The sequence below is a fragment of the Paenibacillus intestini genome (assembly GCF_030803945.1).
GTDB lineage: Bacteria > Bacillota > Bacilli > Paenibacillales > Paenibacillaceae > Paenibacillus > Paenibacillus polysaccharolyticus.
Genome location: NZ_JAURUN010000010.1, coordinates 135,513 through 161,557 on the forward strand (window position 1 = coordinate 135,513; position 26,045 = coordinate 161,557).

Here is a 26,045-nt window from a genome sequence, read left to right on the forward strand (position 1 = left end):
ATCATCATACCGGCTCCGCCTCCAGCTTATATCCAATGCCCCATAACGTTTTAATGTAACGTGGAGCAGAAGGATCAACTTCCAGCTTTTCTCGCAAGCGGCGCATATGTACGTTGATAATATTTTCATCGCCATAATAGTGATCATTCCAGACGGACGCGTATATCTGAGCCTTGGTGAACACTTTACCGGGATGGGTGACCAATAATTTTAAAATGCCAAACTCCTTGGACGTTAATTTGATTGGCTCTCCCTCGCGCTCTACCTCATACGTTTCCATGTCCACTACAAGTCCGCCGAGAATTATCCTGTGGTCGTGGGCTTCTTCTTCCGCAGGCTGAGCAGTGTAATTGGCACGGCGGATGGCCGCTTTGATGCGAGCTGTCAGCTCAATCAGCGAGAACGGTTTGCTCAAGTAATCGTCAGCCCCGAAGCCAAGACCCAGTGCTTTGTCTACGTCCCCATCTTTGGCAGATAGAATGAGTACGGGCACCAGACTTCTCGCGCGAATCGTTTGCAGGACTTCCATCCCGCTGCGATGCGGAAGCATCAAATCAAGAATAATCAGGTCAAAACCAGGCTTCGCCTCGTTGAACAGCCGTTCTGCCTCCAGACCGTCATAGGCATATGTAAGGTCAAAGCCCTCTTTTTCCAAATAGGGACCAACCATCTCACTAATCGAACGATCATCTTCCACAAGCAACAAGCGATGACTTGACATAAACTCCCCTCCGGCATAAAACATTTTCTATGAAGCTATTCTATAAGACCGTTTTCTTTATTACCTCACAGTTTGATGAAATTGGCAATGACAGATCAAAAAAACCTGACCAAGCAGGCACTTCGGGTTGAAGTGTGCTCCATCAGGTTTATTAATGACGTTATTTATGATTGCGTTCGTTCACTAAACGATACGATGTGGATCAACAGTTATCTTGCAGCTATGCTTGTTCACCACGAATCCAGCACAATCCGATTGTACCGGCCCCGGCATGAATGCTGACCACTGGGATAAACGGCATAATCTCGGTTTTCAAGCGTGGAAGCAGTTCAGTGATTTGTCGTTTAATCGTGTGTGCTTCCTCCTGGTTGTTTGCATGCATAATACACACATGTTTAACCTTCTCCATGTCCTTTTTCAGCATCTCGAGCATGCGCTCCTTGGTCCGCTTAAACGTGCGAATCTTCTCGTTCACGACCACTTTGCCCTCTTCGAATCGAAGCAACAAGTGTATTTTGAGCAGTTGGCTGATAATCAGTTGAGTTCCTGTCACACGGCCGCTGCGATGAAGATTCTGAAGACTTGCAGGAATCAGATAAAAAGACATGTTATCAATCATCTGCTCAATATGATGTTTAATCTCGGTAGCGGAACATCCCTGCTTCTGCCATTCCAGACCTTGCATAATCATCTCGCGAAGAGGATAAGCGCCTGCCCTTGAATCAATTGCGGTAACCGTCACGCCTGCCATCTCTGCTGCCTGCATCGAGGTGTGGAGCGTTCCGCTAAGTGCTGTGGAGCAATGAATCGTTATAATCTCATCATACTGATCCTTAATGGATTCATACAGTTCGATAAACTCACCAATCGGCGGTTGTGAACTGCTCGCGCGCGATGAAGTTGCCAATTTCTCATAAAAGGTATCGGACGAGATTTCTTCGGTTTCCCGGTAACATTCCTCGCCAAATACAATGCGCAGCGGCACAATGTAGATATGATTTTGCTCCGCAAAAGCGGAATCCAGTGTACTGGTGCTATCGGTGACCCATGCAATTTTCTTCATGACATCCTTCTCTCTTGCCGGATTGTTCGTGCTGGTAATCATCTACCCGTCGTCAGGCACATGCCCGGCCGTTATTTTAAATTTGAATAAACACAATTGTAAACGCTTGCGGTCTTACCTCTTCATTATAAAGGAATTCTCCCCTGCCTGTCTTGTGGCGCATTCATGAACAATCCCTCACGTTCCAGTATTCGCTAAAAAAATGTCTTGCCTGTGAAGGAATATATTGGTATGCTGTTGTCCTTCTCTCTTTTTCGCCTTGACTGAAGTGAACGGGTCCGCCGTTCAATCCACTTATCGGAGGTGTCATATGCTTTATTTTACGTTGGCTTCCAAAGCCTACGCCCGAAACCTGCAATATCGCGGGGCACACATGGTACATAACCTGGCAAGCGCCATGTTTGGTTACATGTATGCTTGTCTCTGGATCGGCATCGGGGCCGACCACCAGCTCGGAGAATACGGGGTGCAGGGGATGATCAGTTACATTGCATTCACGCAATCATCACTCTGGATTTCAGGTTTCCTGACGAACGGACTCGGTATTCCGCTCAGTGTCAGGACAGGGCAGATCGCACTGGATCTCATGCGTCCGGTACATCTGTTTACTCACCTGATGGCACGGGAATGGGGGCAGATCGCCTACCAGTTCGTGTACAAAAGCCTTCCCATCTACCTTCTCTACTCCATCGTTTTTTCCCTAAAATGGCCTTCAGAGGCCTGGACTCTGGGCTATGCCGCACTTGCACTTGCTGGCGCAGCATACTTGTCCATCTGCATGAACTATATTATCGGTGTCACATCCATGTGGACTACGGAATCATCCTGGCTACACTGGGCCAATCATGCCTTGATGAACCTGATGGCTGGTTTCTTCATCCCGCTGGAATGGTTGCCGAACTGGCTGGAACAACTGGCCTGGCTGTCGCCCTATCCCTTTTTACTCTATGTACCTACCCGAATTTACCTTGGTTTTGAAGACGGCTCCTTCCTATGGGGAACCTTGCTTTGGTGTGTTTTCATGACCCTGCTCTGCCTTGCCGTCACCAAAGTGTTACGTCGTAAAGTGGAGGTGCAAGGGGGATGAAACCTATCTCGTGGTTCCACTTATATAAAATACTCATTCGAACCAGCATCCGCAGCCGCATGCAGTACAAGTTTAACTTCGTGCTGGGAGCTATCCTGGCCGCTCTGATTCAAATCTCCGAATTTCTGATGGTCGCGTTAGTACTGCACAAATTCGGTGCGATCAAGGGCTGGTCGCTACATGAGATCGGTTATCTTTTTGCGATTATGACATTATCCAAAACGCTATATCGCACATTCGGCAATGAAGTGCATCATCTGGAGAAATATTTGGTGGGCGGTGAGCTGGATCAACTGCTGACACGACCTATGCCTGTCCTGCTCGCGCTGATGCCGCAGAACTTCCGCATCATGATCGGTGAAGTACTGCAAGGCGGATTCATTCTATGCTGGTCGCTTGCAGGCATGATGCACAGTGGGCAGATCGGCTGGACGGTTGTTCCGCTCTCCCTGTTTGTCATTGTGACTGGAGCTATCATTCTTTTTTCCATCGGACTCGCTACAGCCACACTTGGTTTCTGGACGACACGTATTGAAGAGTTGCAAGTCATCACAGAGGATGCAGCCCGCACCGCGGCTCAATATCCGCTCACCCTCTATCCCAAATGGATGTCCAGTCTTCTGCTGACCGTCATTCCTGTAGGTTTTGTAAACTACATCCCCTCTCTCTACCTGTTGCGCGGTGAAGGCGGCGCTTGGGTACTGGCCGTCATTGCTGCGGTAGCTGTGATATGTTTGGTTGCAAGCTTACGTTTCTGGGCGTTCGGTATGACTAAATATCAAAGTACGGGCAGTTAGAGAAGTTATATACATTGAACGATATATTTACACATAACGGAGGAGGCGAAATACACATGAATATGATTACAGCACGCAACCTGCAAAAACAATTCAAAACTCCTGTCGTGCGGGAAGGCCGCTTCTCAGGCGTACGCACCTTGTTTTCACGCCAGTATGTAACCAAAGAAGCGGTACGTGATATCAGTTTTGATGTCAGGCAAGGAGAGTTTGTTGGTTATATCGGTCCCAACGGGGCTGGCAAATCCACTACGATCAAAATGCTGACAGGCATTCTTCACCCGACTGCGGGTGAGGTGATGCTTGGCGGGATGAATCCACATGAGGAAAGGCGCAAGACAGTGCGCAAGCTCGGCGTTGTGTTTGGACAGCGAAGTCAGCTCTGGTGGGACTTACCCGTGAAAGATTCCTATGACATTTTGGCAGAGATGTACGGCGTGAGTTCGGAGGTCAAAAAGAAACGGTTGTCCCAGTTTGCTGAACTGCTGGACCTCGAATCATTCTGGGCCACTCCGGTTCGCAAGCTCTCTCTTGGACAGCGCATGCGGGCCGATCTGGCGGCATCCATGCTGCATGATCCAGAGCTGCTCTTTCTCGATGAACCCACCATCGGACTGGACGTGAATGCGAAGCGAAATATTCGCCAGTTCCTGCGCACATTAAATGAAGAGTTTGGCAAAACCATTCTGCTCACTACCCACGACATGGATGATATCGAACAGCTATGCAATCGTGTCATGGTTATTAACCACGGACAACTGACCTATGACGGAACCATCGCCTCCCTTCGAGATACGATCGGTTTGCCTACATTGATCCGTGTCGCCTTCCGCGGAAGGGTTCAACTGCCAGATGCATTACCTTCCGCCATTCAGGTTACAAGTATGGACAATCAGGTGCTGACGGCACTGGTGAATCGGAAGGAATGGCGTACGATGGATATTTTGAAAGAGCTGGAGCAGTGGGGAGAGATTGACGATATTGAGATGAAGGAACCCGACTTCGAGGATGTTATACACAAAGTATATTAATTAATCTAAGGGTTGGCCTATCTTATAGTGAAACGGGTTATAGGGCTGTTCAAACGCCGTTACAGGAGAGAGGGACATGACGTACTGTAGTAACGGAGGTGAGGGTCATGCTTGTGACCAGACATGTTCTTGCTGCACCCAGTCCCTATGCTACGCCTTATTACATCGTGCGTGGAACGAATCCCGGACCCGTCATGATGATTACATCCGGAGTTCATGGCAATGAAACCGCGAGCATGGCTGCTGCACAGAAGCTTGCCGATGATTGTGCTTCGGGGCGGCGTGTGATTCATCGCGGAACCTTGATTATTGTGCCGAGAGTCCACCAGCAGGCTTATGCGAAAAAAATCAGAGGCAAACCTGACCTGAACCGCACCTTTCCTCGCCGCAAGTCAGGAAAATCGAAGCATCCACTGGCAGCCGCCGTGTTCAAGCTTGCACGCGAGCATCAGCCTGACTGGTGGCTCGATCTGCATGAGGCAAATGGTCTGTCTCAGCTCAGTCCACGCGTGCTTGGACAAACGCTGATCACCAATCCCGGTAGCTCCAGCGTGCCGATCTGCCGCAGGGTGATTGAGCGCATGAACCGCTCTATACTGGTGGGCAAGCATCATTTTAATCTGAAGCGGCATGAGTTGCCCGGCTCCGCTCGGACAGCGGCTTCAAGGTTGCTACATGCGAAGTCTATCACCGTGGAAACGTGCTGGAGCCTGAAACGCGCTGTACGGATCAAGTACCAGACGGAAATTGTTCATCATTTTCTACGAGAAGCAGGTATGACTTGAGCGAAAAACAAAAACCACCTCCATTGCACAGAAGCCGATGAATGACATCGACGGGCACAATGGGGGTGTTATTTTGTATCATCCATGCAGCATCACGAATTCCAGTATGTTTAGAGAACCTTCTTTAGAAAATATACCGATCTGTTTTCCAATACCAGAATTTTTCTCCCTGAGAGATAATAAATCGCTCCAGCCATGTTTTGAAATTAGTATTAAAGTGACCTGAAAAATCAACGGGATTCATACTTTCACATAGCCTGTTTATAGCTGTCATTTTCCCCGCAGAAGTAAATATTTCAATCTGGCCATCATTTTGGTCAGACCAATCTTTAAACGCTTTGAATAACTCCATCCTTACGGCTCCTTATCAGTAAACTGAACTTGTGAAATCGATTTTGAAGCAGCGATTCTATTCTTTATTGCTCCATGCTTTTTACATCAGATACAACTTGGAAGCCTTTAGCTTTTCCGCTCAGGTATCCCTGTTCGTAAAAATCAATTCCATTGGAGGTTATTGTAATTGCCACCATTTCAACATCATTTTCTACCGAATCAACTACAATATATTTTCTATCTGATAAATAGGTTATCGCCCTATGTTTTTCTATATGTTCTGTTTGGTAGAATGCGCTTTTAGGAACAACGGCAGACTCACTTGCTGAAAACCATATGGAATAAAGTTCTGCCAGAATATCGTACCTCTCTTGCATCCTCTCTTTTATGGCTATTTCCAACTCATCAAGCATCCTGAATACCTCCTTTAATATATAGGAATAAGCAAAGCACGACTTCAACCGGGGGTATTTTTTCTGCATCACGGATTCCAGTATATCCTTGCCTACAGGCTCCAGAAACGTGAGCGGATACAGATCTTTTTTCGTAAAAAACTTATAGATCGCATCCAGATACTCGTCCACACGATCGGCTGATCCAACGCCGTATCCTCTTGCCAACCGAAATAAAGCTCTGTTTCTCCGATTCGAATAGGTACATGACGCTAACCAACCTCGAATGGAAAATTCAAACGTTGTATTCGTTATATTCGTTTCTCTCCCCCCGTTTCCTGCTCGTTACATACGACTGGTCTACTCTTAAAAAATAGAAAAAGAGCCGTGATCACGGCTCTATGGCTCTTTTTTCTCCACTCTAAAGGACTGGATATAACTATCGATTTCGTCCTCAGGTACAAGCAACAATCCGGCCAGCTGTTTTTGCATCTGCTCCAGATGTTCAATGTGCTGTTGAATATCGGTGATCCGTTCACGTACAAGTGTTTTCAACGTCTCTTTTTCCATATCGTCATTGCTTAGCAGCTCCAGCGTTTCCTTTATTGCTTTGAGCGAATAACCGAGCGTCTGTGCACCCTTAATGAAGTTGACTTTCACCAGATAATCCTCGGTATATACGCGATATCCGTTGGAGGATCGATGCGGAGCAGGCAGTATGCCGCTGTCCTCATAATAACGAAGGGTTGCCATACTTACTCCCGTCTCTTTAGCCAATTGACCTCTTGTCATGGTCTGCACAACGCTCTCCCCTTTCCAACTGACTCATTGCGCTTGTTTGTTACGTATCTGCGTATACTCATGATCATAAGATGCCTCGGGAAATTTCACTGAACTTCCTTGCAGTAGAGGTTGTGCTTCACCTTTCAGATAACGGTCAAAAAAGGCAAGTGCATAACTTCTCGTAATATCGATATTATGCTCCGCAGACATATTCTTGGCAAACAAACGCGGTGAGATTAACGCAATATCCGTGAAGCTCTGATGGAAAAATCCATCCACGGTCAGATAATAAGTATCATTCAGACTATTATTCATAACATGTTTCAGATCAGGTTCAAATTCGGGATAGAATAATTTTTCATGCTCGGTAGGATTGGGTCCCAGGCTTTTAGCTGTCTTGCCAGACATGATGTACATAAACGGCTGTTTCAGCGACGACTTGGAAACACTGCCCCAGAAACCACCTTCCAAACTTAGTCCTGCATGAAAACGTTCATCCTGTGCGAGCGCTTCGGCTGTTGTTGCCCCGCCATACGAATGTCCCATAATACCCGTGTGGCTCAGGTCAAGTCTGCCCTCCAGCACCTGATTCGGGTCACTCACATTCCACTGTTCAAGCGTGTCGAGTACAAAACGTGCATCGGCCGCACGAATGCCCACTCCCTGTACATTATATTGATACAACTCTTCTGATGTTGCAAATTCTGGCCCGGCATCATAAGAAACCTTGTGACCATCCGGGAAAGTTACTCGAGCCGACGTATACGGATGATCCATCCCTACGACGATATAACCATGGCTAACCAGCTCCTCCACGGCGGTCATACTCTGAAAACGAGCCGAACGGACACCCGGAGAGAATACTACAACAGGATACGAGCTACTTGCATTAGACATCGCTGCACCTTTTACCACATGGGTGGGTATCGTATCCAGATAACTGAATACTTGAGATGGGATGCCAAACACCAGACTGATCGCTTCCCCCAATTCAGCAGGATATGACTCCGGTTTAATGCCTTTTGCAACTTCCGGGTCTACTGGATACCACACATTAATCATCAGTTCCCGCTTGTCCCCGGATTCAGGCGAAAGAGTCTCCTCACGAGATTCATCTACGATATGTTGTGAAAATGTACCGATGGCAAATCGCCCCGTTGGCTCGGGCATTGTAAATGCTGGGAAATACCTCGTAAACATTCCTGATCCAATTCCCGAGAAAGCGGCAAGAAGAAGGATGAAGAGACCGCGCATCCAGGCACGTCCTTTTGACTTCTTCTTATGTATTTCTGGTGCTACACTTCCAACACTGCGAGTCCATTTCATCACTTGAATCATTAACAGGATAAATAGAATGAGCGCGACAATATAAGACGGCAGTAACATCACCCGTACTGAGTCCATGATCGCATGTAGCAGAAAAGCAATCACCAAGGCACTGAGCATGCCTATCGCAAGCTTTCGCCTTTTCGCATAAAACGGTAAACCCAGCGCCCCTGCTATCGTTACTAGTACGAAAATCCATTCGAATATCTTCATGATTTTTCCTCCAAACGTTGTTGATACAACAACAATAAACCTTGAAGTATACTTCAAGGTCAAGGATTGAAATGAAAAATCATTAAATTATTCGACAGTCACCTTCGTACGCGGCATGGTATGCATTGCACCCGAAGTTACATGTGCCTGGACAACATATACCCCCGGCTCCTGAAATGTATACTTCACTTCATATATGCCATCACCTACAGAACTAGCCTTCACTGCCCCACGTGCCTCAAGCTCATCGGCATTCATCATTCCTTCTTCAATGGAAGGTGCCGCAGGTTCGTTCTGTTCGTCCCAGATTTGGAATTGTACCTGATCAGCATCATCTACAGGCTTCTCTCCCTGGGTTAGTTTGATCTGTAAAGCGACTTCTTCGTTCACCTTCGCCTGATCTGGCATCATCAGTTTCACTCGAATCATCTCCGGCATCTCGCCAGAGGCCGACTGCTCCGTATAAGAGCAGCCGGACATGATCAGCACCAGTATAAGCAGAGGTGTAAACCAGCGAGCTTGTCCCTTCATCACCGTTAGTCCTTTCTGCGTGTTTTACCGATTCCCCACAACATCACAATAATGATGATAAATGCGATCAGAGCCAGCAATGGAATCGTGATAAAACCAAACCAGTTCAAATAATCGGTATAGCATGGAACCTTACCACACGCCACAGCGTTGCCGGTAGCCGAGAAGATCCGCTGAATTGTTACGTGATACAAAGAAATGCCGCCCCCGATAAAGCTGAGCGGAAGCACGTACTTGGCAATCCCCACATCATCCTTGAAATACGCAATTCCTAGCAAAATCGTTAACGGATACATAAAGATGCGCTGAAACCAACACAGATCACATGGCAGAAACTGCTTGATCTCACTTAAATAAAGACTTCCCAAGGTTGCAATGACAGACATAGCCCAGGCAATAAATAATCGGGTATCTACACTCCGTGCAGGCTTCTCTGAATTGGATGTTGCACTCATACCTCTGTCCTCCTCTTCCATTGTTCGTTTTGAATGATTTTATCATTCCTTTGTATTCTCTGAGTTCACTGCATGCTTATGTAATTGATTACGCGATTAATTATACCAAATATTTGCTCTTTCAGGCGAATACAAAAAAGCTGCCACAGGGGCAGCCTTTTCGGTTTGAATGTGAGATTAATTATATCAACATAAGACCGTATGGAATCACATTGTTGATTGTTGCATTAAGCTTGCCTTACATTGCTTTAGTCAGTGTAATAGATCCATCTTTTTGAGCCCATTTCACATTCCATTGTAACAATTCAGCAATGAAACGCAGCGGTACTTGTGTACGTCCGTCTTTGTTAACAAACACGGTAGAACCTACGTTTTTCTTCATACCGTTGACTTCCATGACCGTGTTGTTCACCCAGAATACGAGTGTATCATCACCAGCCATAACGGTAACTTGCTGTGCTTTTTTGTCCCATTTCACCGTTGCGCCGATTCCCTCACTCAGGAAACGCAGTGGGATGTATGTTGTATTTTTCCAAAGCACAGGTGTGGTGTCCATGTTCGTTGTTTTATCGTTAATTTTCAGCATTTTGCTGTTCAGCTTCATCCAAACCGTTGTCATATCTGGCGCTGGTGTTGGTGCTGCCTCTTGGAACTTGTCATTGAACTGAGTCACAATGGCATTACCCAGCGCTTGACCTACCCCGAACATCACTTTGAAGCCTTCGCGATTCGTGGTGTAAGAAGCATCATAGTTGCCTGCCGCATATTGATCCAGCACTTTTTGCACTTGGTTTTCATGTGTTGTCAGCGCTTGTTGTGCTGCAGATTTAGGCAGGTTGCCTGCTGTTGCGGAATCCAGGAATGTAGCAAACTCCGTTGTGAAGCCGTCGATTCGTTTTTGCACAGCTGTACGTGCGGTAGCATCATTATCTTTTACAGCTTTAACATAATCACTCTGAGCGTTAACATGGTTAGTTACCCAGATTTTTTCGAATGCATTCGCTCCTTCATTTCCATAAATAGAAGCAATTGCAGCTTTGAAGTCCGCTGTATTTCCAGCTTCTGCGGTTACGAGGGCATTCGATGCCGCTGTGCGTCCATCATATTGCTCTTGCATTTGCAGAGCGGAAAGCGCAAAGTGCTCCGAAGCCAAGTGGTTAAGTGCAGATCTCAGGTCAGCTGCTTTGGTATCCGCTTTGGTGTTGTTAAACTTCTCAGGCATCTGTGTTGTAATCGCGGTGGAAAGTGCTTTACTTACGTCAAACATCTCCTTGAAGCCTTCGCGATATGCCTTGTATGCATCGGTGTAATCTCCGGCTACGTACTCGTCGAATACTTTCTGCACGAGATCTTCATGCACTTTCAATGCTTGTTTTGCTGCGTCTTTAGGCAGTTTGCCTTCTGTCGCTGTGCTCAGGAATGTGGAGAATTCATCCACGAATCCGTTGATGTTATCCTGAGCTTGCTTGATACCAGCTTGGTTACCCATCTTGGTTGCTTTCACCAGATCATCGGTGTATTTGTTATGTGCGCGGAAGATCCGTTCGAATTCTTTGGCTCCCGCTTCACCGTAGAGAGAAGCAATCGCCGGTTGCATATCCAGTGCATTTTGATCAAGTGCTTTGTAGGCTGCATCTGCATCTTTGGCTCCATCATAAGCTTTCGCCATAGCTGTCACCGCCAGAGCAAAGTGCTCAGACAACAGATGATCCAGATTCGCTCTCAGGTCAGCCGCAGGGGTGTTCACGGATGCTTTCATCATGGTCATGGAAGTGGATGTCTGAGGCGCAGAAGCAGCTCCCGCGATTCCCGGCATTAACAGCGACAAGCTAAGTACAGGTGCAATAAATGTTTTCATTTTCATCTTCATTGGTGAGTCACTCCTTAAGTATGTTTTTGGTTCGTTTGTTTCTTTGTCGTTGTCTTCATAGGGTGTAACGCACGGTTCTCCATTCTGGATCACTCCGCAGGCAAAAAAAATTACAGCTTTCGATAAAGAAAGCCGCAAATGCTTGATACATCTATGTTTTTTTATCTATATAAGTTAAACTAAAGATTTTACACAGTCCACTCCGATGACAGAATAACCTTTCAATCGCTGTTATCCCCAGATTTTTTTGAATTCCCTTTTCCAAAGGGAAAATCCGCTGATAAAGGCGAGCGCTTCGCTTTTCCAGGTTTTTTCTGTCTTCTCCGTTAACGTGTAAAAGAAGTGTTCACCCTATAATATTTCAAACTGAATAAATTTCCTATATTTCTCAATAATAGCTTACATTGCGAGTAAACCTGAGATACAATAGAGGCAAACGCTCTCCATCGAATGGAAAAGGAGGTCAACTCATGACTTGGCTACCTTATGCATTGGTTATCGGTATTGCCTTATTTGGTGGGATTGCTACACTTATCATCGGGAATTCGAAAGCCAATCGCATCAGTAACCCCGAGTATGATCGCCGTACACGGCAAAATCTGAGTAAACTTACATATGTATACGTCGGCGCCATCGTACTGGGTATAGGCGGATTTGTCCTGTATTTGTACAACTGATCATCATCCACTGAATGCTAAAGTAACATCTCTTTGAATACGGCAACTCTCCGCACGCCTCGCTCCATGTGTTGCACCATCGGGGAGGTAACTCCCCTCTCCCTGATCCACGCCAGCCAGCCGCGCAGCAACCATAGATGAATTTGTTCATACAACTGTTCTCTTGTGAGCAGTCCCCCGGCCTCAGCGTACCCTTTCATCACATCTTCTATGATTGATAAGCACTCATTCGCTCTTACGGTTGCAGGAATCATCGAGGTAAGCGCGGCAGCCACATCAAAATGCGGATCACCTCTTCTCACCTCTCCAAAATCGATCAAAAGCGTCTTTTGCTTCATAAATAACATATTCCACACACCCAGATCACCATGAATCAAGCTATCATTTCTCACGATGTACTCCGTACATTGCTCTACATGCCCCTCAAGTGAACCGATAATAGCTGACGAAGATCCCCTGACTTCATCACGGACTTGTGACCATAATAGAGATAACGCAAAACGATCCTGCTGATCCATGATTTCAAGCTTGTAAGCAGCATGGTGGAAGCGAGCAAGCATATTCCCAAATTCAACAAAATGCATGGTTTCCTGATCGTACGGTACCGTTTCTTCCACGTAGTACTGCAAATTATAAATTTCATCATTCAAATGCACATAGGACAACCCATTCCGCGCAATGACCATTGCTGGAGAGATGTTTTGCAATGACAGAACGTGATGAAGTCTCTCTTCGTTTACAGCCTGCCGCTCATCTCTAAGTTTACGTAACACGAATCTACCTGCTGAAGAATCGATGCATTTTGCTTCAGAGCTCGTCCCCTGTTTCATCACTTCCACGCGCTGTATCCGACCAATATCATAAAACTCTTCAATAAACTCTTTCATAACGCGATGATCCATCTGCTCCCCTCCTTAATTATGAAACCCAAACAAGATGCTTCCCCTATAACCTTTACATGGCGACTACCCATCATGATGCAAAGATCGTTACACATGTTTACAAGTTGGAGATAATTCAGAATTATTCTGGATAAGTTCGGGGGGTAATATAAAGCCATAAGGAACAGCAAGACAACAAATAACCCAACTTAAAGGAGAGATATATGATGAAGAAAAACATGAAGAAATCCGTAGCTACAATGATGGTGCTGGGTATGACCTTAACCGGAGCAGCCGGTGTATACGCCGGAACACAATTGGAGAAAATCTCAGCTTACCTCAATCATGGAATCAGCTTTAATGTAGACGGTGCAGCATACTCGCCGACTGACGGGAACGGTAAAAAACTGGCTCCAATCACGTACAATAACTCGACTTATCTACCGGTTCGCGCACTGGCTGATGCACTGCATGTGCCTGTAACATATGATGGTGCCAATAAACAAGTTATTATTGGTGAAGCGAACAGCAATCCAACTGCACTAACCAATGTAACCTATACCGTAGCGCAAAAAGAAGCGATCCAGAAAGCATTTGCTCAATTCGATGGCTTTGAGACAGCATATGCTCCACAGCAAATGACTGCAGGTGATACATTCAAAAGCGTAGCCGTTGGCGACGGTGTAAGCTTCATTTTCAATCACATGAAGGTTGATGTTTCTCCAAGAGATTATTCGGACGGTTACACGAGCAAAGAGGTTAAACTGTCCAATGGTGTTAGTGCAAAATGGTATACACCAAGCGATATCGGCATGTTAACCTTCGAACTGGATGATCGGTATGTCACACTCAGCTCGCCAGATCATAAGCTGTCCCAAGCACAGTTGCAACAAGTCGCTGTCTCTGTACAAAAAGTAAAAGGCGGCAATGATCAAGGTATTACGGCTTTTGAAAATGTAAGTTACTCCAAACAGCAGCTGGAACAGATCCGTAAATCATTTGCTCAATTTGATGGTTTCACCACTGCTTATGCTCCACAACATATGGTTGCGGGAGATGCTTTCAAAAGTGTAGGTGCAGGCGGCGATGGCGTGAACTTTGTCTTCAACCGCATGAATGTAACGGTGTCTCCTAGAGACTACTCGTTCAGCTATGATGGCAAAACAGTAAAATTGCCTAACGGCGTATCTGCCAAATGGTACACACCGGATAAAACTGACATGCTTACATTCAAGCTGGATGATCGTTATGTCACACTCAGCTCGTCAAATAACCAATTGACGCATACCCAACTGGAACAGATGGCCGTAGCTGTGCAAAAAGTAAAATAATGCAATCCTATTCTGCGTAACGCTCATAAAGCATCATCTGATCATAAACCCATAACATCATAAATAAAATAACAAAACACATACGATATCGGCTCTTCCGTTCTTCAGACTTGGGAGCCGTATAGTGTGTGTTTTGTCTTGGTTATAGGCCGTTTATGCTGCTCGCAAAACGCGGCTTTTGTCCGGCTTCATTTTGATGCGGAAAGGGTTATAATAAATAAAGTTATCCCGATTTTTGCAAAATACAAACAGAAAGGAATGAGTGTACTATGAATCAGCGCATTGATCTGTCGCCAGAGGAGCTGCAGCAGCTTGCCGTCCAATTCAACAAAGCTTCGCAGAATGGACAAGACATCGTTAACCAACTCAAAACGATGATTGATCAATCCGAAGGTCAATGGGAAGGCAATCGGCAGCGTGATTTCCTTGAGCGTATGAATAACAGTATGACCACGGTGAGCAGTTATTTACGAGGTTTAATGGAGACAGGCACGCAGCTGCAGCAGACTGCAGAACGTTTCCGTGAAACGGATCAGTCACGTTAGTACTGATCCGTTTGTATCAAGAATACCAGCAGCCGCGGCCAACATCAGAATTAGCGTAATGTATTGTCACGCCTGCTCAAGCTCTGCCGCAAAAACCTCTTCTTCTTCATCACTATACCCCTTGAAAATAACTTCATCAATGTCTCCGTGATTAAATACATAAGTGTAATCTGGATTAATGTAACCTTCCGGGTACGGGCAGCCAATATAGTCAAACTGCCGCGGAGGTTCGGTCATTAACATTTGTTTCCTTCCATAGATGACGAGTTTTTTTGTACCCTCTTTCAAACGAATTACAGACCCGTTGGGCAACAGTGCAGGTATATTATTTTCCAAACTTTTCATCCTCCTCATATCTAGTGACCTTGTAATTAGGTCTGCTTTTCGCTGAATTAAACCGATTTTGGTCTGTTCATGACTCGGCGAAGCCAGTAATATCGATGCAGATCCATAACAAAATGAAAGACAACAAAAGCCAGCAGGATGTATACACATATCAGAACAACAGCCACTGTCTGCTGTGTTACGAAGGCCAATGAAATGTTGGCCAGCAAGTATGCCCCTCCTGTAATTGCGGTTAAGGTAGCAATGGGTATACCATTACTTTTCTCCCCCTTTTTACGCTGGGACGGCTGCTTTAATTTTTGTAAACGAAACCTTACATACTGAGATAAGGCAAAGAAGTATACTGCAAAAGATCCAATCGCATACCATGGCGTAGTCAGTCCCAGTGCTTCATAGGCGAATTTCTGTATAACTACCATAAATGAAGCTGAACACACCAGTCCGAATACGCCTCGAAACAAGACATAATTGAGCTGTAGCCTGCGCGGGAATGCAATCAGGGCAATGGCCCATAGATTCATAACAGCTAGCGGCGGAAGTAGCAGATAGGCATACAGAGCTTGAAACGGAACACTGAATATAGGTATCACAAGAAATACATTGAGAAAAAACAGAACCAGTGTGCCTGCGCTGAGCCGAATACCATCCAGCGCATAGATGACCAGATAATTCTCGAACGTTTCCTTGGGATACGATGTCCCTTCATACATCACGGGACCAGCAGCCGTATTTCCCTTATGCACTGAAGGTTTTGAACGCTGTTTATTCGCCATCTACTTAAACCACCCCGCCACGGTAGACCAGGCCTTCTTCGCGCCATGCTTGACAACATCCTTCACCGAATCATCCTTTCCGTCACCGTCCAGGTCCATATCCAGCTTTATCCCTTCCGCAAGATAGGTTAGACCGACCGAAACCCCCAGGCCAACGGCACCTACTGCCAGTACAGGTGCTGCTGCTGGCAGAACGGCCGCAGTTAGAAGAGTCGCTCCTACAGTGGTGGCTCCTCCTACGACAACATTCCCGATAATGTCACCCGCGATCTTGTCGGTACCTGCATTCTGACTAATATTCTCTTTCGTATCGTTGAATACATCTATACCCACACTGGCCCAACCCAGCTTGTCCGTCAACGCTGATTTGACGGCATAACCTGGTTTGATCATGGCGGCAACTTCTTTCATCTGCGGGGTGGCCGTTCCGTTGGCAATTTTGGCCTCAATGTCACGTACATAATGGATTTTATAGTCTCTTGGCCGCCCATTTGGAGCCTTATTTCCTTTGACTGCATCATGACTCTCACGAACCAGAACCCGAGGTGTATTTCGATCCAGCTGAGCTTTCACCATGTAACCGTTCTTCACTCGATATCCCAAACGGGCAACCGCCATAGCTGCAGTTAATGTACCGACCGTGCTGCCCAGCCCATCAAACGGAGCAAGCAGATTAATGCCCGTCACTCCAAATTGGCCACCAGAGTTATCCTTCTGCTCCATCGTCTGCCGGGTTGTTTTCACATAAGCGGCCAGCTGCTGCATGCTTTGCCCTGCACTTTGGAAACGTTGCTGATGCGCCTGATACAGCCCAATAATCGTCTGCCGGTTACCCGATTGCCATGCGGCTCCTTGGATCGCATGCTGCAACATACCATCAACCTGCTGTAGCTGTGCAGTGACTTGTTCAATCTGCTGGGCAAGAGCATTCAGATATTCTGCTTTCATAACAATCTTTGTCATGTTCAATCCCCCTAACTTTTCGGACGTAATGTCCCTCCCGTTCAGCGCACATAGGGAAGAACGGATATGGAACGTGTTGTCAGCAGAAAGAGACTCTGTACCAGCTCTTCCTCCGTTACGATGAATGCAGTAAACACATCCTCTGTCTCCCCTTCAAGAAAGAGCCAGTTTCCACTCGTACTGCCGATAAAATAAATGACTTGTGATCTCTCATCTGCACCCCGGGTATATACTTCAAATCGGCTCTGCTGCTCTAGAGCAGCAAAACTGCAGCACAAGGGCTGCACCCAGCCCTGATCCAGATGTTTATCTTCTTCCAATATGACCTGCATTTTATCGGTTGCTTCGGTTTCTTTAGCATCTTCGGTTCTTTCGCTTATCCCCGCTTGTTCATCACCATGTCCCGCTGGACTTATCTCCAATTCAAACAAGCGGCGCAATGTGTCGGCCCCGATGGACGTGCGCATACTCTCTTGTCCCAGATCAGGAACAGCTTCTGGCGGAGTATCATTCATATCCAGTCGGTTACCGAGAACTTGAAACATATCCTGTAAGGAGGGATATGAAGTGAATACGGACTGGTGATGCATAGGCTTCCAGATCCATTCGACCAACAGATTACTTGATAAAAAACCATACGTTACGGATCTGCCCTGATCCGTGTTGAATAACTCCAGACGAGTTACCGCACTGCTCAGTTTGCAAGCCGTAAGCAGCGTATGTACCTGAGGTTCTAACGTAATTTCCTGATCGCTAATGTTTATTACATGATCCTGTACCAAGCCTTTGAGAATCTGCGTGTACGAAGGTGCAGCCTCTCCCCGGCCTGCAGCAGCATGCAATTCTGCCCGAAGCTGTTTTGCCTCTGGTATATTCAAGATATCAAATAGAAAGAGCGTCTCCGAACCGTTACACTGAAAGGATGTATAAAATGACACGTGTATTCCCCTTTTCAAAAATGAATACCCTTAAAAAGCACTCATTCTTTTATTGTAAAAGGAACGCGGGCGCTGCTCAATGTGCCCCCATTCCTGAAGTTAAGCAGTCAGGCCTGATTATATATACCCAATTATAAATATAAAAGGCACAGCAAATATGCTGTCCCCCTATTTTTTTGCCTTAGTTCATCTTCATATCTGTTACTCGGATCACTCTTCTGTAATACAACGCATCCATCAATTCCTCCCAATCCAGCTCATCCACATTCACGTCCCGGAAAAATACTGAAGCAGAAGGAAGGAAGCTAAGTAATGGCCCTGTTCCTCCACAGATTAGAGCTCCACCATCTCCGCCTTTTGGCATCACTTCTTCATCTGCACCCAGTGTAAGCTCGTACTTATATGGATCTCCGGCAAACTGTACACCGAAGAAATTCGGCAACTCCAGATCATACAACTGATGATTTGCTCCAGCTCGCGAGGATTCAATCGGCTCCGTAAGTGCATCTGTCCCAGTATCCACACCTGTATCTGTTTCTGAATGCACAAACGATGAATCTAGCTGATCTTGATTTTTAGGTATTCCCAAATGCCTTAATCTCATCGTATAGTCAAAACTGTCTCCCCAAGGGAATAAAGTGCGACAACCTCCACCATAGATATACTCCCACTCGTCTTCCGTCAACAAACTGAATCCCGCCGCTGTTTCTTCCTTTACAATGTCCTCCAGTTCGATCCCTTCATTAAACCAGAGAATTCGAACCTCTCCTTGGTCTTGAATCAGTTTGAATTCCAGATGAAGTTCATATTCATTCAGCCCCGATTCCTTGAATTCGGCTAAGGCTTTAGGAAAATCTTCATGTTCCTGGGCAAATGCTTCTTCTTCGGTTACCTCAATCCACCCCAGGGAGATGGTCTCACACTCCACAAGCATCGGGCCAATATTGACCTCTCTCACAGGTGACATCTGGCCTGCCAGAAAGGATTGTACGTCCTCAATCCCGTAACTGCTTGCAGTTTCGTGCAGATCAGCAGTCGTTTCCTCATCCATTCCGTGATGCCACTTTTCCCAGCCTAATGTTACCTGGTTACCTGGCACAAATACGAATCGCTGTTCATCCTGTGTAAATACTCCGGTCAGAGTCCGCTGTCCATATCGTTCAAACGTTCGCAATCCCTCATACTGCATCCCTTCTGGCAGTTGAAGCGCAATGCGTTGCATCCATTCCTGCTTGTCCTGTTCAGACAGCCCCTGCCAGACGCTTTTCGTTAAAGCTTCCATCTCCATCCACCTCTCACTGCAACTTTTGGCGTCTAATACTTTAGTTAATGAGTCACCAGGCCCGTTTATTTGGATTGGTGACAGCTCGTTTATTTGCCTGCGGCATGCGACAGCCTCAGTAACAATTCTTTTCGTTTGCCCTCCGCCTTACGGGCCAGTGCAGCCAGTTTCTCTACCTTGCCAAAAATCGGGTAGAGCACTCGCTGAACTTCATATGATTCCAACTCCTGAACCTGTTCCAGCAACCACTCAAGCTTCTCGTCCTGCTCGAACTCCGGCAACAATTTGAGTTTCAATCCGTCCGTTGAACGGCGCAAACTGTGAACGAGAACTGGCACTGAGTCTGCTGTCACACCATACTTATCGGCAAAAGCAACAATAAATTTGTCCTGAATCATCTGATGTTCATCATCGACCTGCGCCATATATTCGTAAATCAGAGGAAAATACTGCTCGCTCGTAAGTCCAAGCCCAAAGGCGGCATAACTTCCCGGCATCCCACTCTTCTCCCCTTCTGTATCTGCATAAAACTCAAATTCCTGTATGGCTACTCGTGCGTATTGTTCCAGAAGTGAATACAGCTCAGGATATTCTAGAGCATTCGCAAAGAACCGGTGTGTATCCGATTTGGCAAGTCCTTTGACCGGCAGGTACTGTTTTACTTTGGATTTCAGTTTGATGTGATAACTCTTGGGGAAACCCTGCTCCAGCAAACGAATAATAAAGGTAAGCGCCTGTTGATATGCTCCCGCCCCTTCCTGATGTATTTGAATCGCTATCCTCGCAAAAACATCATTGGCCTGGCATTCCACTTGCTCCGTCTTAACATAAGTATCTTCCGGCTTATATGTACCGCTGCCCTCAGTCAACATCCGATCTGCCTGCTCACTACCGAGCTGCTTGGCCAGTTCCAGAAACCTAAGCCCTCTTGGCTTGCTGTAGCTAGGTTCGAAACGCAAAATCATCACCGCTGCATAGAGTAGCAGATCTATAGAGTGTGAACTCTTAACCTGCCCGTCCAGCTTCTGATCTGGCTTCAACGAGTATTCATTTTCACAATATTCTGAAATCTGTACGTCGAAATACTGTGGTAAAAACTGCTTCTCCGCCCATAGCGTCAAGGCATAAATGATCGTATGACGGTGCTCGGCGAGAGCATCCTTTCGCTCCCGATTTAACGTTTGAATCTGTTCATATTGTCTAATGATCCATGTTGCATCCATCGATGGAAACAACACGGGATCGAGCAGATGTTTTGCCAAAAAAGTCGTTTCGAGCGGCTTGGTCGGGTATACACCATTCTCCAGTTTTTGCTCCGTATACGTCCGAATCCGTTCGAGCAGCTTCTGTCTTTTCTCTTCATTGATGTATTCCAGCAACGTCAGCTTCAGCATCCCGTTGCTTGTAGGAAACTTTCCTCTAAACGTAAACCGGTAATCAATCAGCGGTGTATCTGCCCATTCGGCTAACTTCTCCTGAACCACCTCGACCAGCCGCGGCTGTATCTCGGTGCGTACCAGTTCTTCTGTAAACCGGATCGTCTGCGTCGATAGTGAACCTTCATCCCATCCCATATCCAGGCTATCCACGATCGTTCTTCCCGGCTTGTACAAAACAAAAATATCATCAAATATGCCCATCTGCAGTTTCGTTCTTTGGATCGTCTGCTCTAAATCCTTACGTGCCGTTTGCTCATCAAACCATTCATGAATAGCCTGAATCATCTCTTCCAAAGCTTGTTCCACTGCTGCTGTCATTCTATCTCCTGCCTTTCCGTAAAACATGTTGTATGTACTCTTGTTCTGCAACCCTAATGATTCTATATCAACCAGACCGGCAACCTGTCTATTCAATGTTAAATACGTATTTCCGTTCGCAATCCACCTATATTTTACACGTTCAACTATACTCGCAACAATAAGTCTTACGCACGGTTGTTCCCTATCAATGCCGAAGTAGCAAGTCTCTTCTCCGGCGTGAAACTTCGGAGGAAGCACAAAAAAAACACTGAATGTAGACATCATCTGTCCTATTTCAGTGTATTTATGAAATTGTCTATAGCCTTGTCCGACTTTTGTATGATTACTTGAAGACTAAACTCCTATGACTCAGGAAAACAGAAATCATTTAAGTTATAAAATATTCAGGCCATGTATGATATAGCTATCCCCAAATTTTAACAGACGCTATATAATGTAAATAGATATTGCATACCACACTTATGAAGGAGGATCCAATGATGAAGTTGACGGAACAAGGTGTGTTAGTGCTTGAAGAAAAGGATATTGACTATATGTACTGCTACCGGGATCGAGACGGATTTAGGTTTGATGACTCATTTTTCATTGAATTAGAGTCACAAAAAATAACATTCTCTGAAGGCGATGTCCGAACGATTCACTTTCAGTTTGACAAAGAAGAGTACCCGCTTTACGAAGAACGCGAACGACTTGTTTCGGAGGTTCAGTCAGCCGTTCGTACACTTGACCCTAGCTACGATGGTTCGTATGTGAAATGAAGCGTTTGGCATCGTTATATTCATTAATTAATTCATCCAGCACCATCGACTGACGAATGACTTCTGGATGTTGCAGACTCGTATATTGGTTTGCCATCTGGTAAAGTCTCTGCCTTGCGTTTTCGATACATTCCTGAAGGGTTTCCGGGTTCCGTACCATCGTTCTGCCCCCATTCATTCCTTGAATTCATCATCCAGATAAGACCATATATTATAATATTCGGAATGAAGCAGGATTCAGATTACCTTTATTTCAAATTTTATATATTATTTTTCTAAAAGCAGCGTTTATCCTTATTGAGTTCGAAACTCGAATGATATGCAAAAAGACACCAGATTGGCTTATCGCCTTTCTGGTGTCTAACATGTCTAGATGTACAGCTTATTCGATGTTAAAGTGTCGCATTGTTATCTGAGCCCAATATCCGAGAAGCGATTGTTGATCGTTTCAGGAAAAGCATGTTTAATTGCATCAATGGCAGCCTGTTCCGTACCCCCTGCGTTTCGAATCAGTTCAATAACTTGCTGTACACTTTCGGGTTCCCTTGCATCCCATGCCGCGGAATCATCCAGTACTTCAACAATAGATGCATAGAGATCAGCGAGCTGTGTATATTTTACAATGACTTGATCCATATGCGGCGATAAATGTTCAAGCGCTCTGACATATGAGGCGATGTCCCCTCTTGTATAAGCATAATAGCGAAGCACCGCTGCCGCCTGATTGCTCTCATAGTTTCCGGACTGCAGCACATCCGCAACCGCGGTGTATGCGGCAGAACCGCAAGCGTAATCTTGCGCTGGCAGCATATAGTCGTGCGTTTCCCATTTGTATACAGCCTGTATTAACGACTCCTTGCACACTTCCCACATATCGATCGATTGGTGAGCTTCCAACACTTGATAATACCAATAGGGTGAGTTATTCCAGCCGACTAAGGAATAGGGTAAACGAAGCACGTCAGGCTCATCTCCTGTGCAGAAAAATAAGTCCTCCTCGTCATCGTCGTATCCAACAACCACCACAAATTGATCATGCCATAACACCGCCCCGGTTCCCCGGTCGATCGAATTTTTGATATTCAGTAATGCATGCTTCTGATAGAGCGGAAACGTCGGTTCAAAGGAAAACCCGGCAGCCTGACTCGCTGTCACTCCGATGAAATCGGCAGCAACAAAATTTTCTGCCATCCAGTTATATGCCGAGATGGATTCTTTCGTCAGACGACGGTCCACCACGAAACGAAAAAGACTTGCTGTCATGCCTGCAATCATATATCGCGGAAGATGTGTCCACTTTTTGTGTAACAAAATAGGGTATAACGCATCTGCATAGGTGCCTGCTCCGTATCGCCGTGTGTCCGTGTTCGTGGTACCCGAATTGGTCTGAGGTCGCTGAATTAAATCAGCCAAATCGGTCAATAACCTCGTTTTTTTCATGCTTTGAGCCCCATTCCTGCATCCATTCTGCCTTCCTTTTGTTCATCGTACCTCTGCATCCCCAATTCTAACGTGCGGAGTGTGTGCCCCAGCGGGGTACCGTAGATCGTTTACGGTCCGCATACTGCGCGGATATGGTACGAAAAGAATCTACCGCCTGCTCTTCGAGTAACTTCGCCTGTCCAAGAAACTGCGCAAGTTGCTCATTGGCATCCTCCCGCAGCGCAAGCCCATGTTTTTCCCGTAACAGAAGTGCTCTCATCTGCTGGATCAGTTCAGCAATCCGGTTATAACACATCCAGGCCTGCTCCAGTTCAGTCCATAAGCCGCGAACATCATGTAAATACATTCGAATCTCGGTACGCGATTGGCAGTACGAATCCAGAAGGTAAGCTGCTCCTGCACCATCGTAATCTCCAGAGCGAAGTCCTTCTATCCAAACATCGTATGCAAGCCGTCCAGAAGCTATATTTTGATCAGGTAACAAACGGTACGGAATATCCCAATCCTCCACTGCCAGGCGTAAAGATTCCAGCACCATCTCCTGCTCTGTACGTTGCACCTGATCACCAAAGATCTGACAGTACCAGAAACCGGTGAAATTCAATCCGAAATTATCATACAGCAAAATATGCGGCTCTTTGCTCCAGCCATCCTGCACATAAAAGACCCGATCTGCATCATCATATCCAGAAATGACACCAAACTCGGGCATCCAGTAGATCGCACCTTTACCTTCATCCAAACTCCGTCTGACCCCATTCACGGCGTCTTGCTTATACGAAGCAAATGTCGGATGTCGGCTTCGCCCTGCACCATATATTGTGAATAGGCCAAGATTGTCGATACCGCCTTGATGAGACACTCCCCACTGTCCGTATGCCGTTACCGACATCGGCAGTAATCTCTTATGGACGGACAATTTAAAGGCCATGCCGGTGTACCCTGCAAGCATATACTTCTCACCCTGGAATTGACCTGTATGCCGCAAAATCGCATGTAGGCTGTCCACAAATGACTTTGATTCCCTTGTCATCACCAGATGCTCCAGCATGTTCTCAGCCATCCTGTTCTCTCCCTTTCTGTCCCCTGCTGAGCCGCTCTGTCATTTCTTCTACCTGCTTCATCAGCTTGCGTCTAAGCCATACTGGTGAGAGTAGTTCCTCCCACTCCGCAGCGTACAGATGTTGCAAAAATACGTCCGCATCGTGAAATTCAATCAAGCAGACCTGCCCCTTTTGCTCCCGAATCCGGTACCCTCGCCACAGCTCCGATTGCTGCATCTCACGGAAACGAATCTCGGCCACAAACGGTTTTCGAACAGGCAATGCATCTCCCCAGGTGCTCATCCATGTATCCTGGCTGCATTCAAAGCGTTCCTCCAGCAGCGTCAGCTGCACGATGCTTTCCAGGCGAATCGGTGTCTGTTGCAGCGGGTCTGTCTCATAACCGACTACATAGTCTGCATTAAATTGAGCGGTTAGCTTCGCTGGACAGAAGGTAATCTGGTGCTCCCCCTCATGATCCTTGTAATAGATATGCACTTTTCGTGCATCCTCTATCGCATGGGACAACAATTTAAACCATTGAAGGTGCCTGGGCGGTGCTGTAAACACCGGATACTGCTCTTTGGGCAGGTGATCCTCCATCGTAAAACGTTCCAATAAGTGTGCCACCCGTTTCACCGTATCCGAATGCTCATAGTCATAATGCCGATATCGATGAGCCAGATATTTGAGAACGCCTTGTTCCTCATCCGTCATATATAAATGCGGCAAACGAAAGGTCTGATCCTCGTAACAGTACCCTCGATACTTGGCTACATACACCAATGGGGCTCTGAGAGTATTTAGCATATATTCAATATCACGCTGCGCCTGACGCCGAGATATCTCGAATTGTTGGGCCAGACCACCGCTGTTTGGAAAACGCCCGCCTCGAATCTGTTCATCAAACCAATGAATCCGATGCATGCTACTCAAGCGATTTCACCCCCCGAATCATTCCAACGTTTATTCCTGTATTATATCAAAAGGACATAGCCTGTTCCGAAGAACAGGCCATGACAGGTTATCCGTATACATTTCCTTACGTGATTTGTCCTTCAGCTCTACACATTTGCCTCTGCCAGATCTACTCTGGACTGCACAGCTTTGGAGCATTTTTTGCAAACTTTCAGACTCGTACCATCTGTTTTCGTTTGCGTATACAACAATTTGATTCGTGTACTCTTGCATATTGGACACGTTCCCCGTCCTCTGGACGGAAGACTCCACAGAACGCGACCTCTTTTTGTTTTAGCCAATGATTGTGAACCTCTTTTCAATAGGGTTTATGTGTTTTTGTTCACCATCAGTATAGAGGCATTGGGACGACATAGAATGTCGCATCAGGAGTAATCTTTTATCGAATTCTAAAAAATAAAAAATGCCCCTTCTTCATATAGAAGAAAGGACATTCACTCAGCCGTTTCTGCACTTGTCTCTGCGGCGGCTTGGAGAAGAGGTTGTAGCAACCCTGGAAACCGCTCTTCCAGATCCTCAGACCGTAGTGTAATAAAATGCTGTGTGCCCTGTACTCGGACGCGAATGACACCCGCTTCCCGTAAGGTGCGAATATGGTGCGACATCGTTGATTTCACAACACGAGCATGAAAATGACTACACGGTTGCTCCCCGCTTCTAGCGGCTTCGGCCACTATTCCTAGCCGTGTCGGGTCGCTGAGCGCATAAAGCACGGAAGAAAGCTCGATATCCGCCACTTGTGGATGATGTAAAATTTTCATACGGCAGTCTCCTTTTTTAAGACTATGCATTGTATTCTAACATACATCCATGATATATTTCTAATGTTCGATACCAATCGAACTTATATCATTTCGCATGCATCCCTTGTTGTGAAACACAGGGGCTGACATTATACACCATTTTGTAAATGTTACACACCGTTTCTGAAATGTTGCGAA

General features: G+C 46.1%; 30 protein-coding genes. 8 read left to right on the forward strand and 22 right to left on the reverse strand.

Annotated features, from left to right (window positions below; all coding sequences use genetic code 11):
* Positions 1–4: 4 nt before the first annotated feature.
* Both J2T16_RS22915 and J2T16_RS22920 read right to left on the reverse strand, forming a co-directional pair.
* Positions 5–721 (reverse strand): response regulator transcription factor, encoded by a 717-nt coding sequence (locus tag J2T16_RS22915; protein ID WP_154891757.1) that lies wholly within the window; start codon positions 719–721, stop codon positions 5–7.
* Between the two features lie 220 nt (positions 722–941).
* A complete protein-coding gene (locus J2T16_RS22920; RefSeq protein ID WP_336121849.1) occupies positions 942–1,826 on the reverse strand; it encodes a DegV family protein in 885 nt (294 codons plus the stop codon).
* A gap of 268 nt (positions 1,827–2,094) precedes the next feature.
* On the opposite strand from J2T16_RS22920, the gene J2T16_RS22925 reads away from it, so the two are divergent.
* The 4 genes from J2T16_RS22925 (at position 2,095) to J2T16_RS22940 (ending at position 5,484) form a co-directional block, all read left to right on the forward strand.
* Positions 2,095–2,871 (forward strand): ABC transporter permease, encoded by a 777-nt coding sequence (locus J2T16_RS22925; protein ID WP_090924301.1) that lies wholly within the window; start codon positions 2,095–2,097, stop codon positions 2,869–2,871.
* On the forward strand, positions 2,868–3,668 hold the full coding sequence (locus J2T16_RS22930) for an ABC transporter permease (protein WP_499019340.1): 801 nt from the start codon (positions 2,868–2,870) through the stop codon (positions 3,666–3,668). Before J2T16_RS22925 ends, J2T16_RS22930 begins: the two co-directional genes overlap by 4 nt.
* Positions 3,669–3,730: 62 nt before the next feature.
* On the forward strand, positions 3,731–4,699 hold the full coding sequence (locus J2T16_RS22935) for an ABC transporter ATP-binding protein (RefSeq protein WP_221791626.1): 969 nt from the start codon (positions 3,731–3,733) through the stop codon (positions 4,697–4,699).
* 107 nt (positions 4,700–4,806) lie between these two features.
* Positions 4,807–5,484, forward strand: a complete 678-nt coding sequence (locus J2T16_RS22940; RefSeq protein WP_221791587.1) for a M14 family metallopeptidase — start codon at positions 4,807–4,809, stop codon at positions 5,482–5,484.
* A 124-nt stretch (positions 5,485–5,608) separates the two neighbouring features.
* On the opposite strand, the gene J2T16_RS22945 is transcribed toward J2T16_RS22940, so the two are convergent.
* The 7 genes from J2T16_RS22945 to J2T16_RS22975 all read right to left on the reverse strand — a co-directional run bounded on the left by J2T16_RS22945 (position 5,609) and on the right by J2T16_RS22975 (position 11,381).
* A complete protein-coding gene (locus tag J2T16_RS22945) occupies positions 5,609–5,836 on the reverse strand; it encodes a hypothetical protein (RefSeq protein WP_499019342.1) in 228 nt (75 codons plus the stop codon).
* Between the two features lie 64 nt (positions 5,837–5,900).
* The gene (locus J2T16_RS22950; protein WP_499019343.1) at positions 5,901–6,437 is read right to left on the reverse strand and encodes a hypothetical protein; all 537 of its coding nucleotides are present in this window, start codon (positions 6,435–6,437) and stop codon (positions 5,901–5,903) included.
* 171 nt (positions 6,438–6,608) lie between these two features.
* Positions 6,609–7,001 carry a MerR family transcriptional regulator gene (locus J2T16_RS22955; protein WP_339839672.1) on the reverse strand — a complete coding sequence of 131 codons (393 nt, stop codon included), beginning with the start codon at positions 6,999–7,001 and terminating at the stop codon, positions 6,609–6,611.
* Positions 7,002–7,034: 33 nt separating this feature from the next.
* On the reverse strand, positions 7,035–8,531 hold the full coding sequence (locus tag J2T16_RS22960; protein ID WP_339832779.1) for an alpha/beta hydrolase: 1,497 nt from the start codon (positions 8,529–8,531) through the stop codon (positions 7,035–7,037).
* Positions 8,532–8,618: 87 nt separating this feature from the next.
* On the reverse strand, positions 8,619–9,062 hold the full coding sequence (locus J2T16_RS22965; protein WP_154891812.1) for a FixH family protein: 444 nt from the start codon (positions 9,060–9,062) through the stop codon (positions 8,619–8,621).
* 5 nt (positions 9,063–9,067) lie between these two features.
* On the reverse strand, positions 9,068–9,517 hold the full coding sequence (locus J2T16_RS22970; protein ID WP_499019344.1) for a disulfide oxidoreductase: 450 nt from the start codon (positions 9,515–9,517) through the stop codon (positions 9,068–9,070).
* A gap of 238 nt (positions 9,518–9,755) precedes the next feature.
* Entirely contained in the window at positions 9,756–11,381 is a 1,626-nt protein-coding gene (locus J2T16_RS22975) for a copper amine oxidase N-terminal domain-containing protein (protein ID WP_221791628.1), read from the reverse strand.
* Between the two features lie 476 nt (positions 11,382–11,857).
* On the opposite strand from J2T16_RS22975, the gene J2T16_RS22980 reads away from it, so the two are divergent.
* On the forward strand, positions 11,858–12,064 hold the full coding sequence (locus J2T16_RS22980; protein ID WP_090924310.1) for a hypothetical protein: 207 nt from the start codon (positions 11,858–11,860) through the stop codon (positions 12,062–12,064).
* A gap of 17 nt (positions 12,065–12,081) precedes the next feature.
* Here J2T16_RS22980 and J2T16_RS22985 read toward each other — a convergent pair whose 3' ends face one another.
* Positions 12,082–12,966, reverse strand: coding sequence for a phosphotransferase (locus J2T16_RS22985; protein ID WP_221791595.1), 885 nt, complete (start codon positions 12,964–12,966; stop codon positions 12,082–12,084).
* Positions 12,967–13,172: 206 nt separating this feature from the next.
* Between J2T16_RS22985 and J2T16_RS22990 the strand changes: the two genes are divergently transcribed.
* Entirely contained in the window at positions 13,173–14,276 is a 1,104-nt protein-coding gene (locus J2T16_RS22990) for a stalk domain-containing protein (protein WP_499019345.1), read from the forward strand.
* 269 nt (positions 14,277–14,545) lie between these two features.
* Positions 14,546–14,821: a WXG100 family type VII secretion target gene (locus J2T16_RS22995; protein WP_090924313.1), complete on the forward strand. Its 276-nt coding sequence runs from the start codon at positions 14,546–14,548 to the stop codon at positions 14,819–14,821.
* A 66-nt stretch (positions 14,822–14,887) separates the two neighbouring features.
* Here the strand turns inward: J2T16_RS22995 and J2T16_RS23000 are convergent, their stop codons facing one another.
* The 6 genes from J2T16_RS23000 to J2T16_RS23025 form a co-directional block, all read right to left on the reverse strand.
* Positions 14,888–15,157, reverse strand: a complete 270-nt coding sequence (locus J2T16_RS23000; RefSeq protein WP_260511189.1) for a DUF4176 domain-containing protein — start codon at positions 15,155–15,157, stop codon at positions 14,888–14,890.
* A gap of 56 nt (positions 15,158–15,213) precedes the next feature.
* Positions 15,214–15,939 (reverse strand): hypothetical protein, encoded by a 726-nt coding sequence (locus tag J2T16_RS23005; RefSeq protein WP_499019346.1) that lies wholly within the window; start codon positions 15,937–15,939, stop codon positions 15,214–15,216.
* The gene (locus J2T16_RS23010) at positions 15,940–16,902 is read right to left on the reverse strand and encodes a hypothetical protein (RefSeq protein ID WP_260511191.1); all 963 of its coding nucleotides are present in this window, start codon (positions 16,900–16,902) and stop codon (positions 15,940–15,942) included. It abuts the gene before it with no gap.
* A 41-nt stretch (positions 16,903–16,943) separates the two neighbouring features.
* Entirely contained in the window at positions 16,944–17,840 is an 897-nt protein-coding gene (locus J2T16_RS23015; RefSeq protein WP_494390534.1) for a hypothetical protein, read from the reverse strand.
* A gap of 181 nt (positions 17,841–18,021) precedes the next feature.
* Positions 18,022–19,122, reverse strand: coding sequence for a hypothetical protein (locus J2T16_RS23020; protein ID WP_499019347.1), 1,101 nt, complete (start codon positions 19,120–19,122; stop codon positions 18,022–18,024).
* Positions 19,123–19,211: 89 nt separating this feature from the next.
* Complete coding sequence (locus J2T16_RS23025; RefSeq protein ID WP_499019348.1) at positions 19,212–20,879, reverse strand: DUF6138 family protein; 1,668 nt, start codon at positions 20,877–20,879, stop codon at positions 19,212–19,214.
* Between the two features lie 482 nt (positions 20,880–21,361).
* On the opposite strand from J2T16_RS23025, the gene J2T16_RS23030 reads away from it, so the two are divergent.
* Positions 21,362–21,640, forward strand: coding sequence for a hypothetical protein (locus tag J2T16_RS23030; protein WP_090924318.1), 279 nt, complete (start codon positions 21,362–21,364; stop codon positions 21,638–21,640).
* Here the strand turns inward: J2T16_RS23030 and J2T16_RS23035 are convergent.
* The 6 genes from J2T16_RS23035 to J2T16_RS23060 form a co-directional block, all read right to left on the reverse strand.
* Complete coding sequence (locus J2T16_RS23035) at positions 21,612–21,800, reverse strand: aspartyl-phosphate phosphatase Spo0E family protein (RefSeq protein WP_090924319.1); 189 nt, start codon at positions 21,798–21,800, stop codon at positions 21,612–21,614. The genes J2T16_RS23030 and J2T16_RS23035 overlap by 29 nt on opposite strands.
* A gap of 248 nt (positions 21,801–22,048) precedes the next feature.
* Complete coding sequence (locus J2T16_RS23040) at positions 22,049–23,080, reverse strand: hypothetical protein (protein ID WP_499019349.1); 1,032 nt, start codon at positions 23,078–23,080, stop codon at positions 22,049–22,051.
* A 67-nt stretch (positions 23,081–23,147) separates the two neighbouring features.
* Positions 23,148–24,146, reverse strand: a complete 999-nt coding sequence (locus tag J2T16_RS23045) for a hypothetical protein (RefSeq protein ID WP_499019350.1) — start codon at positions 24,144–24,146, stop codon at positions 23,148–23,150.
* Positions 24,139–25,053: a helix-turn-helix transcriptional regulator gene (locus J2T16_RS23050; protein WP_499019374.1), complete on the reverse strand. Its 915-nt coding sequence runs from the start codon at positions 25,051–25,053 to the stop codon at positions 24,139–24,141. Before J2T16_RS23050 ends, J2T16_RS23045 begins: the two co-directional genes overlap by 8 nt.
* Before the next feature lie 137 nt (positions 25,054–25,190).
* Entirely contained in the window at positions 25,191–25,385 is a 195-nt protein-coding gene (locus J2T16_RS23055) for a hypothetical protein (protein WP_123065938.1), read from the reverse strand.
* A 153-nt stretch (positions 25,386–25,538) separates the two neighbouring features.
* Positions 25,539–25,865 carry an ArsR/SmtB family transcription factor gene (locus tag J2T16_RS23060; protein ID WP_154985086.1) on the reverse strand — a complete coding sequence of 109 codons (327 nt, stop codon included), beginning with the start codon at positions 25,863–25,865 and terminating at the stop codon, positions 25,539–25,541.
* Positions 25,866–26,045 lie beyond the last annotated feature (180 nt).

Bases quoted from the DNA above. Each gene is read 5' to 3' on its own strand.
- J2T16_RS22985 (WP_221791595.1), bottom strand. From the start codon at position 12,966: ATGGATCATCGCGTTATGAAAGAGTTTATTGAAGAGTTTTATGATATT.
- J2T16_RS23025 (WP_499019348.1), bottom strand. From the start codon at position 20,879: ATGACAGCAGCAGTGGAACAAGCTTTGGAAGAGATGATTCAGGCTATT.
- J2T16_RS23050 (WP_499019374.1), bottom strand. From the start codon at position 25,053: ATGCATCGGATTCATTGGTTTGATGAACAGATTCGAGGCGGGCGTTTT.
- J2T16_RS23030 (WP_090924318.1), top strand. From the start codon at position 21,362: ATGAAGTTGACGGAACAAGGTGTGTTAGTGCTTGAAGAAAAGGATATT.
- J2T16_RS22940 (WP_221791587.1), top strand. From the start codon at position 4,807: ATGCTTGTGACCAGACATGTTCTTGCTGCACCCAGTCCCTATGCTACG.
- J2T16_RS22975 (WP_221791628.1), bottom strand. From the start codon at position 11,381: ATGAAAATGAAAACATTTATTGCACCTGTACTTAGCTTGTCGCTGTTA.
- J2T16_RS22935 (WP_221791626.1), top strand. From the start codon at position 3,731: ATGATTACAGCACGCAACCTGCAAAAACAATTCAAAACTCCTGTCGTG.
- J2T16_RS22965 (WP_154891812.1), bottom strand. From the start codon at position 9,062: ATGAAGGGACAAGCTCGCTGGTTTACACCTCTGCTTATACTGGTGCTG.
- J2T16_RS22960 (WP_339832779.1), bottom strand. From the start codon at position 8,531: ATGAAGATATTCGAATGGATTTTCGTACTAGTAACGATAGCAGGGGCG.
- J2T16_RS22915 (WP_154891757.1), bottom strand. From the start codon at position 721: ATGTCAAGTCATCGCTTGTTGCTTGTGGAAGATGATCGTTCGATTAGT.
- J2T16_RS22955 (WP_339839672.1), bottom strand. From the start codon at position 7,001: ATGACAAGAGGTCAATTGGCTAAAGAGACGGGAGTAAGTATGGCAACC.
- J2T16_RS22980 (WP_090924310.1), top strand. From the start codon at position 11,858: ATGACTTGGCTACCTTATGCATTGGTTATCGGTATTGCCTTATTTGGT.
- J2T16_RS23040 (WP_499019349.1), bottom strand. From the start codon at position 23,080: ATGAAAAAAACGAGGTTATTGACCGATTTGGCTGATTTAATTCAGCGA.
- J2T16_RS22970 (WP_499019344.1), bottom strand. From the start codon at position 9,517: ATGAGTGCAACATCCAATTCAGAGAAGCCTGCACGGAGTGTAGATACC.
- J2T16_RS23035 (WP_090924319.1), bottom strand. From the start codon at position 21,800: ATGGTACGGAACCCGGAAACCCTTCAGGAATGTATCGAAAACGCAAGG.
- J2T16_RS22925 (WP_090924301.1), top strand. From the start codon at position 2,095: ATGCTTTATTTTACGTTGGCTTCCAAAGCCTACGCCCGAAACCTGCAA.
- J2T16_RS22930 (WP_499019340.1), top strand. From the start codon at position 2,868: ATGAAACCTATCTCGTGGTTCCACTTATATAAAATACTCATTCGAACC.
- J2T16_RS23060 (WP_154985086.1), bottom strand. From the start codon at position 25,865: ATGAAAATTTTACATCATCCACAAGTGGCGGATATCGAGCTTTCTTCC.
- J2T16_RS22945 (WP_499019342.1), bottom strand. From the start codon at position 5,836: ATGGAGTTATTCAAAGCGTTTAAAGATTGGTCTGACCAAAATGATGGC.
- J2T16_RS22995 (WP_090924313.1), top strand. From the start codon at position 14,546: ATGAATCAGCGCATTGATCTGTCGCCAGAGGAGCTGCAGCAGCTTGCC.
- J2T16_RS22920 (WP_336121849.1), bottom strand. From the start codon at position 1,826: ATGATTACCAGCACGAACAATCCGGCAAGAGAGAAGGATGTCATGAAG.
- J2T16_RS23005 (WP_499019346.1), bottom strand. From the start codon at position 15,939: ATGGCGAATAAACAGCGTTCAAAACCTTCAGTGCATAAGGGAAATACG.
- J2T16_RS22990 (WP_499019345.1), top strand. From the start codon at position 13,173: ATGAAGAAAAACATGAAGAAATCCGTAGCTACAATGATGGTGCTGGGT.
- J2T16_RS23020 (WP_499019347.1), bottom strand. From the start codon at position 19,122: ATGGAAGCTTTAACGAAAAGCGTCTGGCAGGGGCTGTCTGAACAGGAC.
- J2T16_RS23045 (WP_499019350.1), bottom strand. From the start codon at position 24,146: ATGGCTGAGAACATGCTGGAGCATCTGGTGATGACAAGGGAATCAAAG.
- J2T16_RS23010 (WP_260511191.1), bottom strand. From the start codon at position 16,902: ATGACAAAGATTGTTATGAAAGCAGAATATCTGAATGCTCTTGCCCAG.